Genomic DNA, 12,630 nt, shown 5'->3' with positions numbered 1-12,630 from the left:
GAAAAAACTGCGACCTGCATACAATTTATTGGACTTTTTGGTGTTATTCTGTTTGTTATGTTATAATGATATAAATCTTCTCCCTGTTTTGTCATTATTTTTTTCAACGTTATCGTTTAATTAAATAAATGTTATGAAAACAGATAGTCAAACCAACTTCCTAAGGCTTTTATTTCTTGCTTTTTGTATGACGGCTTTCACCGGGTTAGCCCAAACCACCGTACCCTTTGTAAAAAGGTATGAGACAGCCGGGATCAACGGTGACCTTACTATTATTGGTAATTCAATTTTAGGAGAGTCGGTTGATACTCCCTACAACGGAGATACTCAAAACAACTTTATTGATATGGTCTTTATTGATATTGACAATGATGCCTCAACTTTTAACTCAAGTAGTGCCTCCTTTTCGACAAACACGTGTAACAGGGTGGTTTATGCCGGATTATATTGGGGAGCATATTTTTCACCTGCGACACCATCTCCTTCAGAGGTCAAATTTAAAGTCCCAGGTGGAAATTACCAAGACTTGCAGGCCGATGTAGCCATAGATCGAATATATTATAAGGATGTAACAAGTCTTCTAAGTAATTTGAATAATCCGTCAGGAGAATACTTTGTTGCTAACGTAAGTTCAACACAAGGCTATAACCTATCAGCAGGTTGGTCTTTGGTAATTGTATATGAAGATCCGACGGAATCAAGAAAATATATTTCTACGTTTGACGGGTTTTCTGCCGTAACTGATGCACCAAATGATGTTGTAGACTTTTCATATTCAGGTTTTACAACACCGCCTTCTGGTCCTGTAGAAGGAAGAGTTGGCGTTGTTGCTCTTGAAGGTGATTTAGGTTGGTATGGGGACCAACTTCTTTTTAAATCTGATGGTAATGCTGGATTTACAGCACTTTATGATAATGAAAACGATATTAATAATTTTTTTAACAGTAAAATTACTAAGGACGGTGAGCACGTTATGAACCGAAATTTGAATAGTACTAACAACCTTGGATGGGATCAGAAATTATTAAATTTAACAGATTTGAATCCAGGAAACTCTTTAATTGGAAATGGTGAAACAGGAGCTACCGTTAGAGTAAGCAGTAATGATGGGAATGACTGGATTTATACCTTTTTAAACACTTTTGCCATTAATATCATAGAACCTAATCTTCAGGTGATCACGAGCGTTGAAGACACATCTAATAACCGCATTACACATCAATCACCGGTACCACTGGGATCAACTGTCTGGTATAATATAGATTTTCAAAATATAGGAACCGATAATGCCCAAAATACGTATATACTAAATACATTACCCATAAACGTGACCCTGGATGAAAGCTCTATAGTTCTTCCGGCCGGAGTGACGTACACATTTAACCAGGCTTCAAGAGAATTGAGATTTAACGTGGATAATTCACTTGTTGAACGTAAATCACTTTCAACATCTCATAGTATTCGCTATCAGGTAACGGCTTCAAACGAATGTTTTGATTATTCCGATGCCTGTACAAACCTGTTGGAAAACAGTATATCGTCTTATTATGATGGTGAAACATCAGGACAAAATGTTTCCGGACAACCGGGATTGAATGGTATCAATGGTTGTGGACTTGGTAACGTTGGATCCATGGATCTGTTTGTTGACACCAGTTCGTGTTCATTTGACAGTGAACTGTTTTTCTGTAACAATACCCTGTCGTTTACCGGAGATGAAGGTTATGATACTTATATATGGACCGATGAAGCCGGAAATGTCATTAGCAATACCAAGGACGTTACGGTGACAGGTGCAGGTGTGTACACAGCCACTCAAAGAAGAACAGGGTGTACAGAGACCATAAGAACAGTTACTGTTTTGGGTCTTGATGTAACAGTTACCCCTTCGGATGCATTGTGTAAAGACAGTAATGGCAATGTTGAAATCACGATTAACGAAGATTCTCCATCCTATACTTTTGAAATTTTTCAAAATGGAAGTGTGGTAAACTCTATTGTTAAAACCAATAACTCACATGTTTTTACCAATTTGGATATTGGTAATTACGAAGTAAGGTCAACCAACGCCGACGGTTGTTTTGATGTTTCGACTTTTTCGATCAGTGAACCTACCTTGCTGACATCAACTTCAACCAAATTATACAATATTACGACCTGTAATGGAGAGATCATGAACGGAGGCCTTGAAGCTTTAGGAGCAGGAGGAACACCACCATATGATTACAGCATTGACGGAGGGCAAAATTATCAGCTTGAAAATGAATTTTTTGTAGCAACAGAAGGAAGCTATGATATAACAGTTAGAGATGCCAATGGCTGTACTTCAGTTACCAGTGTTGACGTAGGATTCGACCCTGAGATAGAATACAGGATCTCACTGGAGGATGTAATTTGCGTTGGTGAAAAAGATGGAAGGGTTAATATTGACCTTACCAATAACCAGGGCTATAATGTAACCTTTAGTCTGGATGGAACTAATTTTAAAGCAAACCCGAGTTTTACAGGATTGGAAAAAGGCACATATGACCTATGGGTTAAGAAAGAAAACCCTTTCCATACTTGTATTTCGCAAAAATCAGTAGAAATAGAGCAATTGATCTATTTGGAATTAAAAGCAGATACAGATTTTACATGTGAGGGAGCCAGTAATATAATCACTGCATCTGTTGACCCAATCTATCAGAATGATGTAACCTATACTTTGGATGGCAATCTTACCCAGGAATCAGGGATTTTTGAGAACGTCTCCAAGGGAAAACACATGGTTTCTGTGACGCATAAGGAATATGGTTGTACCGATATACCCGTTGAAGTTGTTATAGAGGAATATACCCCGATTACATTTGATATCGTGGAGACCGACGTCAATGAATATGCGATCGTTGCAAGTGGTGGCAGACCTGATTATGAGTACAGTATTGACTCTGATGATGATTTTGGGGCCAATAACACCCTGGACCTTAATACAATCAGGGAATCAAGGGATTATAAATTTTACGTTAAAGACCAACGAGGATGTATTCAGGAAAAAACGGTCTTTTTAGAATTCCTTGATATCGAAATACCAGACTTTTTCACGCCGCAGGGAGATGGCATCAATGATACCTGGTATCCAATTAATATTGAGACCTATCCGAAAATAACTGTGAAGATATTTGACAGATACCAAAGATTGATAGCAAGTTATGATGGTAATACCAGTAGCTGGGATGGAAGTTATAAAAGTAAACCTCTTCCAAGTGGGGATTATTGGTACATAGTTCGTTTGAATGAATCTTCAGACAACAGAGAATTTAAAGGGAATTTCAGCTTAGTTAGATAATATATTATGAAAAAAATAATCATAGTTATCATATTGTTTGTTACAGGGTGGACCAACGCTCAAGAGTTTAAGTTGACCCCCTATACTCAATATTTAGTGGAGAATCCGTTTTTGATTTCTCCGGCTTATGCTGGAGACAGTGAAATGAACCGATTGAGATTGACCAGTGCTTTCCAATGGGTAGGATTGAGTGATGCACCAAATACGCAGACCTTGTCGTATGACGCCCATATTTTGGAACGTTCAGGATTAGGAGGGGTGATTTATCTTGATAAAAATGGGAATACGTCGCAAATTGGCGGGCAATTGTCGTTCGCGCATCACCTCACGATCAATGCTGCCAATGCACAGTATATTTCATTTGGACTGTCTTACAAATTTACACAGTTTAAAATTGATGTTTCAGATTTTGACAATCCGAATGACGATCCTAACATTGGAGCAGATATTTCATCGCATAATTCGAACTTTGACGCCGCAGTTCTTTACAAACTGGAAGGGTTCTATTTTAGTTTTAATGCAGCAAATATTTTGAATAAAAACACCAAGGCATTTGACGAATCCGAACCGGTGAAATTGAGGAATTATTATATCTATACAGGATATACATTTGAATTAAGCCAGGGAGATTGGGAAATTGAACCTTCATTGTATTTTAAATATTTTGAAAGTGATAGCAGATCGACATCAGATATCAACGTCAAGGCCAAGAAAAACACCGATGACGGGTATTATTGGGCCGGGTTTAGTACCCGTTTTATAAATGACCAAAGCTTTGAGCCTCTGGCAGTTGTGCCTCTTTTAGGGCTAAAAAAGAAAGAATTTTACGTTGGTTATGCATTTCAATACAATATTAATGAAGCAAATGAGTTAAATCATGGAGGGACTCATATGTTGACACTGGGATATGATTTTGAATCGCGCAGAGGAAGTCCCAGATGGTAGTGCTAGAAAAAGAAAATTGTTTAAAGGAATATAAATTTTGGAGCTATGAAAAAGGTAAAGATAATATTGTTTTTATTGTTGTTCGTTATATTGAGTTTTTCAACATTTGGATGATCTTCCGTGAAACAAAAATGATCAACTCCCCATTAATTAATTGTATAACATTAAAAAGAAACCATTAACATGAAAAGTTTTAAAATCATTATCATGCTTTTTGTCTTTGCGCTCTTTAGCGTGCAGGGTAGTTTCGCTCAGGAGGGTAAAAAGACAGAAAAGGAAGTTTACAAAACAACAAAAGAGAAAACGCCGAAAAAGGTGAAGGAATCATTGAAAGATTATTCGAATTACAAAATTTCTAATGAAGTAACTTATGTAAAAATTAAGGATCTCAATGTGTATAGATTTAAAGTAGAAAAAGGAACCTGGTCCCATTATTTGTTGATTAGTGAGAGCGGTAAAATCATAGGAATAGAAACAGGTGAACATTAAAGCTTAAAGTCATCTGGGAAAATTTTTAATAAATTTTTCAGATTTGTTTGTATGTATGCCCTATTACCTTCTGGTAATAGGGTTTTTTTACAAATTGAGTTTTTTCTTTCTCTCTTTCAGTTCAAAACTCTCTCCCAAATATACTTTCCTGACCAATTCATCATCAGCTAATTCTTTAGGGGTTCCCTCTTTAAGGATACCTCCTTCAAACATGAGGTATGTTTTGTCTGTTATGGTGAGTGTAGCCTGTACATCGTGATCTGTGATTAAAATGCCAATATTTCTGTCTTTTAAATGTGCCACGATACTTTGTATATCTTCAACAGCAATAGGATCAACACCTGCAAAGGGTTCGTCGAGTAAAATAAACTTAGGATCAGATGCCAGCGCCCTTGCGATTTCGGTTCTCCGTCTTTCACCTCCTGATAAAAGATCCCCTCTGTTTTTTCGAACGTGCCCGAGGCTGAATTCGGCGATCAGTGATTCAAGTTTTTCTTTTTGATCTGATTTACTCAGATCAGTAAATTGTAATACCGACAGGATATTATCTTCCACAGAGAGTTTTCTGAATACAGAGGCTTCCTGTGCAAGGTAGCCTATCCCTTTTTGAGCCCTTTTGTACATAGAGTCATGGGTAATCTCATTGTCATCAAGGTAAATTTTTCCTTCATTGGGTTTGATCATGCCAACAATCATATAAAACGAGGTTGTTTTACCTGCACCATTTGGCCCCAGTAAACCGATGATCTCACCTTGCTTTACCTCCAGGGAAATGTTTTTTACCACTTTTCTGTTCCCGTACATTTTCATTATGTTATCTGCTCGTAAGATCATAGTTTCTGTTCCCGTTTATATTTGTCATTTGGCCCTGTTCCTTTGACGATCAAAGGGGTTATTCTCTTAAGCCTTTCAAATTTTGTATATTCTCTTTTTGCGCTGGAAATATATTCCGCGTATTCCTTCTGTCTTTCTGGCGATAGTCTGAAAAATGAATCTGCTACAGATGAATGTTCTTTTAGATAGTTTGACAATTCACCCGGCAACAGCACTTTTTTCACAGGCTTACTTATTTCAAGGACTAATCCGTTTGTCTCCTGTGCATACTGACCAATCACAGACTCGTTAATATCGCTAATATCTTTAAAACGCATTTATCTCATGGCTTTTGTCTTCCCTTTCTGAGCATCGTGTAAAAGATGTTCCTTGCCTTTAAGCTATACATAAGTCGGCATTCCCCATTTCAACGTTTCTTCAAAAGGATATTTCCTGATAATTTTTCTCAGTTCTATAAGCAAGTCATTAAATTTTTCTTGCCTGGTAATATAGGATCTTATGCTATCATCGTTATCCATCAATTATTTCTTCACCAGGGATTTCTCTTCTTCTTTCTTTTGCTTCTCGATGATAAATTTAGAGATTTTTATACTTACTTCATATAGAATGATCATAGGAATAGCAACAATAACCTGGCTAATAATATCCGGAGGCGTAATAACGGCTGCCAGTATCAATACAAGCACCAAGGCGTATTTGCGGTAGGTCCTGAGAAATTCAGGTGTCACAAGACCCATTTTTGTAAGAAAATAGATAATCACAGGGAGCTCAAAAATAAACCCTGAAGACAAACAGGAAGCTTTAAGCAAGCCTGTATATGAACTCAGGTCAAAATTGTTTTTCACTTCCTCAGCCACGCGGTAACTCCCAAGAAAATTGATAGACAGTGGGGTGATTACATAATAACCAAATAAAATCCCCAAAAAGAAAAGAAATGAAGTGATGATGATAAAACTTTTAGCGCTTTTCTTTTCAGCTTCGTAAAGTGCGGGTTTAATAAATTTCCAAACTTCCCATATGATATAAGGAAAGGCCATGACGAAACCAAAAGCAATTGAGGTCCAGATATGAGCCGAAAATTGACCCGCCATTGTCCTGCTTTGAACAATAAAAGGAATTTCGTCAATACAGAATCCTTCGGTGCCAAAACTTTTAGAAACAGTACACAAAAACCTGTAGGTAAAAAACTGAGGGTCTTTTGGAGCCAGTAAAATGGAATTGAAAATAAAATCTTTCATCATAAAGGCTACCATTCCAAAAGCAATGATGGCTAAAGAAGATCTTACCAAAGTCCATCTTAATACTTCCAAGTGTCCTAAAAAAGACATTTCCTCGGTTTCCTCACTCATAACTTAGTTTTTTGAATAGGCCGGAGCCTTTAAATTTTGCATGAATCCCTTTTGAATTAGATAATTCCCTCTTTTAATAAATCATGAAAATGCACTACACCCGAATACTTCCCTTTTTCTGTGACTAAAATCTGTGTAATGTTATTCTTTTGCATAATATCAAGTGCATGTACTGCCATGGTATCCGATTCAACGATTATCGGGTTGCTGCTCATGATGTCTTTAGCCTCCAAATTGCTAATATCCACTGTGTTTTCCAGCATCCTCCTGATGTCACCATCTGTTATGATTCCCAGAATCAATCCATTTTCAACAACTGCAGTGGTACCCAATCTTTTTTTTGATATTTCAATGATGACATCTTTCACCGGAGCGCCTTTTTCTACTTTTGGGACCTCATTGTTGTCGGCAAGTTCCTTTACCCGTAAATACAGCTTACGCCCCAGGGTACCTCCGGGATGATATTTGGCAAAATCCTTGCTTGAAAAGTCCTTTAAATTCAGCAGACATATGGCAAGCGCATCTCCAATAACCAATTGAGCCGTAGTACTGGTTGTTGGCGCCAGGTTATTAGGACAGGCTTCTTTTTCAACAAAAGAACTTAATGTAAAGTCGGCATTTTCGCCTAAAAAAGACTGCTCATTACCTGTAATGGCAATGATCTTGTTTCCGTAATTCTTTATCAGCGGCAATAAAACTTTAATCTCCGGAGTATTTCCGCTTTTGGAGATACAGATAACCACATCATTTTTTTGAATATTTCCAAGGTCCCCGTGAATGGCATCTGCAGCATGCATGAATACGGCAGGGGTTCCCGTCGAATTCATGGTAGCCACAATTTTAGAGGCTATATTGGCACTTTTGCCGATACCGGTAACAATCACGCGGCCTTCAGATTTATAGATGCACATCACTGCTTTTTCAAAGTCGTCATTGACGAGGTCGGCCAGCGATTTTATTGCTTCAGCTTCAATAAGAATTGTTTCTTTAGCTGTTTGCAATATGTTTTTATTCTTAATCAAGTGTTTGTATTTATTTTTTAAAAATAATATATTATATTTATGGTATGATTGAATTTAAGGAAACATTTGTTAAATTACCTTCATAAAATTCCCCCTCAATAATTTTAGCGCTAAAGTTGCAAAAATATTCAAAAATAGATTAATAAGAGGATGAAAGTAACAAAAATTAACTTACGGGAATATTTGAAGAAATATTTTGGATTCAGTAAGTTTAAAGGTTTACAGGAAGATGCGATTGAAAGTCTTATTGAAGGAAACAACACCTTTGTTGTCATGCCTACCGGGGGTGGAAAATCATTAATTTATCAATTGCCTGCGCTTATTTTAGATGGTACGGCTATTGTAGTGTCCCCGTTGATTGCCCTGATGAAGAATCAAGTGGATGCCATACGCGGGATATCTTCCGATTACGGCATCGCCCATGTTTTGAATTCGTCTTTAAACAAAGGCGAAGTGGCCAGAGTAAAAAGTGATATAGAAAATGGAATCACCAAATTGCTATACGTAGCTCCGGAATCCTTGACCAAAGAAGAAAACATTGAATTTTTAAAGAAACAAAAAATTTCTTTTTTCGCTATTGACGAGGCTCATTGTATTTCTGAATGGGGGCATGATTTTAGACCGGAATACCGTAACTTAAGGAATATCATCCACAAGATCGGCAATTTTCCGATCGTTGGTCTTACCGCAACGGCAACCCAGAAGGTTCAGGAGGATATACTTAAAAATTTAGGAATCAGTGATGCCAAAACATTTAAAGCCTCATTTAACAGGCCAAATTTGTTTTACGAAGTAAGGCCCAAGACCTCAGAAGTCGAAAAGGACATTATCAGGTTTATCAATAATTATAAGGGAGAATCGGGTATCATTTATTGCCTGAGCAGGAAAAAGGTGGAAGAGATTGCCCAGATCCTTCAGGTAAATGGTATTAAAGCGGTGCCCTATCATGCTGGCCTCGATGCCAAAACCAGGGCAAGGCATCAGGATATGTTTTTGATGGAAGATATTGACGTGGTTGTAGCCACCATTGCATTCGGTATGGGAATCGATAAGCCCGATGTAAGATTTGTGATTCATCACGATATCCCTAAAAGTCTGGAAAGTTATTATCAGGAAACCGGAAGAGCCGGAAGAGATGGAGGTGTAGGCTATTGCCTTGCTTATTATTCTTACAAAGACATAGAAAAGCTGGAGAAGTTCTTATCCGGAAAACCCGTGGCCGAACAGGAGATCGGAAATGCATTGCTGCAGGAAGTCGTGGCCTATGCCGAAACTTCAATGTCGAGAAGAAAATTTCTTCTGCATTATTTTGGAGAAGAATTTGACGAGGTGAATGGTGAAGGTGCCGACATGGACGATAATGTAAGAAACCCCAAAAAAAGAACCGAGGCCATGGACGAAGTAAAGATGCTTCTCGAGGTGGTCAAAAACACAAAAGAGGAATACAGGTCCAAAGAGATTATCAATACACTTATAGGAAAGGAGAATGCCCTCCTGATTTCTCATAAAACGCATCAGCAGAAGATATTTGGAGTTGGTAAAAATAAGGATGAGAAACATTGGATGGCTTTGATCAGACAGGTGATTGTTGCCGGATTGCTTAAAAAAGAAATTGAGCAATATGGTGTGTTAAAGCTTTCTGAGAAAGGAAAACAATTTATCAAGGAACCGCATTCTTTTTTAATGACTGAAGATCACGTGTATAGTGAAGAGAATGATGCGAACATAGTATCGATTCAAAAGGGAGCCGGATCAACAGTTGATGAAGAATTAATGGGTCTGTTAAAGGATCTGAGAAAGAGCGTTGCAAAAAAGCTTGGTGTACCGCCATTTGTGGTTTTTCAGGATCCCTCTTTGGAGGATATGACCCTTAAATATCCTGTAGATCTTAAAGAACTGGCTAATGTCCATGGGGTAGGTGATGGCAAGGCCAAGAAATTCGGAAAGGAATTTGTTAATTTGATTGCCAACTATGTCAAGGAGCATGACATCGTTAGGCCCGATGATCTTATCGTCAAAAGTACAGGGGTCAATTCCGGTTTAAAATTGTATATCATTCAAAATACCGATAAAAAATTACCGCTTGCCGATATCGCTCATTCAAAAGGCCTGGAAATGCCTGAATTAGTGAAAGTGATGGAACAAATCATTTATTCAGGAACAAAAATTAATATTGATTATTGTATTGACGAGTTACTTGATGAGGATCAGCAAGAGGAAATATTAGAGTATTTTATGGAGGCCGATAGTGACAAGATTCAATTGGCTCTTGACGAATTTGACGGAGACTATGACGATGAGGAATTACGGTTAATGAGGATCAAATTTATAAGTGAAGTAGCAAATTAATCAAATGTAAAGAAGAAGAGTTTTATTTATGATCGACGAATCGGGTAATTCAAAAAACAATAACAAGAAAAGCCAAAAGTTAAGTACTAAATTTTACGAGAAAGAACTGCAAAACCTTCAAATTGAACTCGTCAAGCTCCAAGACTGGATACAGCATCAGGGCTTGAAAGTCGTTGTGATCTTCGAAGGAAGGGATGCCGCGGGAAAAGGGGGTGTCATTAAGAGGATTTCTCAAAGCCTTAACCCAAGAGTATGCAAGATAGTAGCGCTGGGAACACCGTCAAGCAAAGAAAAAAGCCAATGGTATTTCCAACGTTATGTGCCTCATTTGCCCAGTGCCGGTGAAATGATCCTCTTTGACCGCAGTTGGTACAACCGCGCCGGAGTAGAACATGTGATGGGATTCTGTAATCAAACTGAATACAATGAGTTTATGCGTTCGTGTCCTGAATTTGAAAGAATGTTGATCAGGTCGGGAATCATATTGATTAAATATTGGTTTTCAGTTTCCGATGAAGAACAGGAAAGGCGGTTTAAATCGAGAATCAATGATCCGATGAAAGGCTGGAAACTCAGCCCAATGGACCTAAAGTCAAGGGAACATTGGTTGGAGTACAGCAAGGCAAAGGACGAGATGTTTAAATATACCGACACGAAACAGTCACCCTGGTATGTGGTACCCGCCGACAATAAAAAAAGTGCCAGGCTAAATTGCATAAGCCATCTGTTAAGCAAGATAGATTATAAGCAGGTCGAAAGGGAAGAAATCGTGTTGCCTCCGCGAAAGGATGACAAAGGGTATATAAGAACTCCATTCGCCAATCAGACAATCGTCCCTCAAAAGTATTAGACTATATACTTAAAAAGGCAAGACCAAACCCTATAAGAATAGCGATGAATTTTTGTAAATTAAATTTGTGATTTTCAGAACTTTCAAAAAGAATGGCCGTTGAAATATGAAGAAACACGCCTATGATCAAAGCATTGATTTGATCTTCATAGCTGTGAAAAAAAGAAAAATTCCCCGAAACCCAACTCCCGAGAGGACTCATAACCGCAAAGAGGAAAAGGAACAGAAACACATACCTCTTTGACAAGGAGGAATTCTTGAGAAAAACTGCCAGGATAATTGCAATGGGCAGTTTATGAATGACTATGGCATACAATAAATTCTGATTTTCACCCAGCCCTAAGGGCATTCCTTCGAGAAAGGCATGTAAACACAAACTTCCAAGCAACAGCCATGGAATGCGGTTTTTAAAATCATGACCATGAATATGCCCGTGTTCAGCTCCCTTTGAAAGATATTCTAATCCGGTTTGCAATACGATTCCCAACAGGATAAACAGGCCTATATTAGGCTGCTGATGGGTAAAAACCTCAGGAATTAAATGCAAAACGGTAACTGATAATAAATAGGCGCCACTAAAAGACAGAAATAACTGTAAGTGCTTTGAGTTCGGCTGAAGAAGCTGTACCAAAGCAAATCCGACAATAACGGGTACGATGAGGACTATATAAATCATTGCATCACTAGAATTAATCTGTCAGAATTTTCGATATCGTATGGATTGAGTTTATAATCACCAAAAACATGTTGAATTTCAAGACCTGCAGACGCGGCAAAAAAGTTTAACTTTTCAAGATTCAAGGCTTGAACCTTTTCAATAAAATGATGGGTTTTCTGTTCAAAATCCACATCGATTTCTTTAATGATAAAATCATCAGAAACATGTTTCCTTATAGTAAAATCAACCCCTTTTTTCGAAAAATGCTGCTTTGGGACCAACTCTTGAATTACCTTTTCCAAATTTAAAAAATCGACAACAATATGACCTCCGGGTTGCAATGCATTTTTAAAATTTTTCAAAACCTTGATATTCGTTGTTTCCTGGTTGAAATATCCAAAACTTGTAAAAAGATTGAAAATGGCGTCATATTTTGCATGTAAGGGGTTCCTCATGTCATGAATTTCAAATGAAAGCCCCTGCTTTTCAAATTGTTTGGCGTATGCTATGCTGTTTGCTGACAGGTCGGCTCCAGTTGTTTCAAAGCCCAGTTCATTCAAAAATAAAGAATGTCTGCCTTTGCCACAGGGAAGATCAAGAACCTTACTTCCTTTAGACAGCTTCAAAAAACCTACGACATTACTCATAAACAATCTGGCTTCATCATCATTCCGGTAGTCATAAAGGATATGATAAAAAGAAGTATCAAACCAGTTTTCAAACCATTCTTTTTCTTTTTGCATAATTTTAAAATCAAACAAAAATAGAAAATTTAAGCAATTGATAAGTAAACTTTTAGTTTTTAAAAG

Annotated in this window: 11 protein-coding genes; 5 read left to right on the top strand and 6 right to left on the bottom strand. The window is 37.7% G+C overall.

What is annotated here, in order from left to right; genetic code table 11:
* The first annotated feature begins 133 nt into the window (after nucleotides 1–133).
* From AABB81_RS03495 to AABB81_RS03485, 3 genes are all read left to right on the top strand, one after another.
* Nucleotides 134–3,325, top strand: a complete 3,192-nt coding sequence (locus AABB81_RS03495) for a T9SS type B sorting domain-containing protein (protein WP_342158665.1) — start codon at nucleotides 134–136, stop codon at nucleotides 3,323–3,325.
* Nucleotides 3,326–3,331: 6 nt separating this feature from the next.
* Nucleotides 3,332–4,270 carry a PorP/SprF family type IX secretion system membrane protein gene (locus AABB81_RS03490; RefSeq protein WP_342158664.1) on the top strand — a complete coding sequence of 313 codons (939 nt, stop codon included), beginning with the start codon at nucleotides 3,332–3,334 and terminating at the stop codon, nucleotides 4,268–4,270.
* Between the two features lie 183 nt (nucleotides 4,271–4,453).
* Nucleotides 4,454–4,759, top strand: a complete 306-nt coding sequence (locus AABB81_RS03485) for a hypothetical protein (protein ID WP_342158663.1) — start codon at nucleotides 4,454–4,456, stop codon at nucleotides 4,757–4,759.
* Between the two features lie 87 nt (nucleotides 4,760–4,846).
* Here the strand turns inward: AABB81_RS03485 and lptB are convergent, their stop codons facing one another.
* The 4 genes from lptB to AABB81_RS03465 all read right to left on the bottom strand — a co-directional run bounded on the left by lptB (nucleotide 4,847) and on the right by AABB81_RS03465 (nucleotide 7,961).
* Nucleotides 4,847–5,593: an LPS export ABC transporter ATP-binding protein gene (lptB, locus tag AABB81_RS03480; RefSeq protein WP_342158662.1), complete on the bottom strand. Its 747-nt coding sequence runs from the start codon at nucleotides 5,591–5,593 to the stop codon at nucleotides 4,847–4,849.
* A complete protein-coding gene (locus tag AABB81_RS03475) occupies nucleotides 5,590–5,910 on the bottom strand; it encodes a YdeI/OmpD-associated family protein (protein ID WP_342158661.1) in 321 nt (106 codons plus the stop codon). The genes lptB and AABB81_RS03475 overlap by 4 nt, the downstream gene beginning before the upstream one ends.
* A 204-nt stretch (nucleotides 5,911–6,114) precedes the next feature.
* Entirely contained in the window at nucleotides 6,115–6,942 is an 828-nt protein-coding gene (gene tatC / locus AABB81_RS03470; protein ID WP_342158659.1) for a twin-arginine translocase subunit TatC, read from the bottom strand.
* A 56-nt stretch (nucleotides 6,943–6,998) separates the two neighbouring features.
* Complete coding sequence (locus tag AABB81_RS03465) at nucleotides 6,999–7,961, bottom strand: KpsF/GutQ family sugar-phosphate isomerase (RefSeq protein ID WP_425287333.1); 963 nt, start codon at nucleotides 7,959–7,961, stop codon at nucleotides 6,999–7,001.
* Nucleotides 7,962–8,114: 153 nt separating this feature from the next.
* Here AABB81_RS03465 and AABB81_RS03460 point away from each other — a divergent pair, with 153 nt between their 5' ends.
* Nucleotides 8,115–10,313: a RecQ family ATP-dependent DNA helicase gene (locus AABB81_RS03460; RefSeq protein WP_342158655.1), complete on the top strand. Its 2,199-nt coding sequence runs from the start codon at nucleotides 8,115–8,117 to the stop codon at nucleotides 10,311–10,313.
* 28 nt (nucleotides 10,314–10,341) lie between these two features.
* On the top strand, nucleotides 10,342–11,163 hold the full coding sequence (ppk2, locus tag AABB81_RS03455; protein WP_342158654.1) for a polyphosphate kinase 2: 822 nt from the start codon (nucleotides 10,342–10,344) through the stop codon (nucleotides 11,161–11,163).
* 1 nt (nucleotide 11,164) lies between these two features.
* Here ppk2 and AABB81_RS03450 read toward each other — a convergent pair whose 3' ends face one another.
* Nucleotides 11,165–11,839, bottom strand: a complete 675-nt coding sequence (locus AABB81_RS03450) for a ZIP family metal transporter (RefSeq protein ID WP_342158653.1) — start codon at nucleotides 11,837–11,839, stop codon at nucleotides 11,165–11,167.
* Nucleotides 11,836–12,564, bottom strand: coding sequence for a class I SAM-dependent methyltransferase (locus AABB81_RS03445; protein ID WP_342158652.1), 729 nt, complete (start codon nucleotides 12,562–12,564; stop codon nucleotides 11,836–11,838). Before AABB81_RS03445 ends, AABB81_RS03450 begins: the two co-directional genes overlap by 4 nt.
* Nucleotides 12,565–12,630: the final 66 nt, after the last annotated feature.

Origin of the sequence: Lutimonas vermicola, assembly GCF_038433205.1 — a bacterium.
GTDB lineage: Bacteria > Bacteroidota > Bacteroidia > Flavobacteriales > Flavobacteriaceae > Lutimonas > Lutimonas vermicola.
The sequence above is the reverse complement of the archived record's forward strand: the minus strand, read 5'-3'. Positions and strand labels throughout refer to the sequence as shown.

Excerpts from the sequence above, each read along its gene's own strand:
- AABB81_RS03495 (WP_342158665.1), top strand. The coding sequence starts at position 134 with ATGAAAACAGATAGTCAAACCAACTTCCTAAGGCTTTTATTTCTTGCT.
- AABB81_RS03490 (WP_342158664.1), top strand. The coding sequence starts at position 3,332 with ATGAAAAAAATAATCATAGTTATCATATTGTTTGTTACAGGGTGGACC.
- AABB81_RS03485 (WP_342158663.1), top strand. The coding sequence starts at position 4,454 with ATGAAAAGTTTTAAAATCATTATCATGCTTTTTGTCTTTGCGCTCTTT.
- lptB (WP_342158662.1), bottom strand. The coding sequence starts at position 5,593 with ATGATCTTACGAGCAGATAACATAATGAAAATGTACGGGAACAGAAAA.
- AABB81_RS03475 (WP_342158661.1), bottom strand. The coding sequence starts at position 5,910 with ATGCGTTTTAAAGATATTAGCGATATTAACGAGTCTGTGATTGGTCAG.
- tatC (WP_342158659.1), bottom strand. The coding sequence starts at position 6,942 with ATGAGTGAGGAAACCGAGGAAATGTCTTTTTTAGGACACTTGGAAGTA.
- AABB81_RS03460 (WP_342158655.1), top strand. The coding sequence starts at position 8,115 with ATGAAAGTAACAAAAATTAACTTACGGGAATATTTGAAGAAATATTTT.
- ppk2 (WP_342158654.1), top strand. The coding sequence starts at position 10,342 with ATGATCGACGAATCGGGTAATTCAAAAAACAATAACAAGAAAAGCCAA.
- AABB81_RS03450 (WP_342158653.1), bottom strand. The coding sequence starts at position 11,839 with ATGATTTATATAGTCCTCATCGTACCCGTTATTGTCGGATTTGCTTTG.
- AABB81_RS03445 (WP_342158652.1), bottom strand. The coding sequence starts at position 12,564 with ATGCAAAAAGAAAAAGAATGGTTTGAAAACTGGTTTGATACTTCTTTT.